1 pseudogene is annotated in these 623 nt (G+C 40.1%); it reads right to left on the bottom strand.

The annotated features are described in order from the left end of the window. Positions 1–412 (bottom strand): annotated as a pseudogene (locus R7093_RS26290) (cytochrome C); the annotation flags it as partial. Positions 413–623: the final 211 nt, after the last annotated feature.

Genomic DNA, 623 nt, shown 5'->3' with positions numbered 1-623 from the left:
TTACTAGTGTTCCATCCCAAACACTCTCCATGCTGGCACGGTTATTTGTGGTATTACCTGAGTGATGGAAACTCTTCCAATAGGTATTGCCATGACGCCCATTGAACGCAAAGGCTGGATCGCTCGAATTTTGTGTATCGACACGAGAGGGCATTGCTTTAAGAAGTGCGATGCGAAAATCTTTCGTTTCGTCTAGCTCATGAGATCTGCCACTGCCGTCTTTGACGGTAAAATCGACCACCAGTTTGGTTTCTCCGGTTTCTTGAGTGACCAATGATGGCTCGGAAACACTGACCTCGAAATCACCAAGTGCAGGTGGTGGTGTATTTTGATCGTTTTTGCTGTCTGGACCACATCCGGTGAGCAGTAAAATAAAAAATATTAATGTAGCGATCGACTTTAAACCGTTCATAGTCCCTCTCGATTCGTCCTAAAGTAAGTGGGATTGCGTTGGAATGGTTAAATATCTCAATAAGCAATTGATTGAAATATTAATTTTGTATTCAAGCCAAAAGCAAAATATCCATATTTACATCGCTTGAATAAATCGAAATACATGGCTTGTAAGAGTATAGACGCAATATGAAATATTATTAAAATAAACCGCTTTTTATATGCGTGAA

It is taken from the genome of Vibrio sp. 1580, assembly GCF_033340055.1.
Note: the sequence above shows the minus strand (reverse complement) of the source record. Positions and strands in the feature narration are given on the sequence as shown.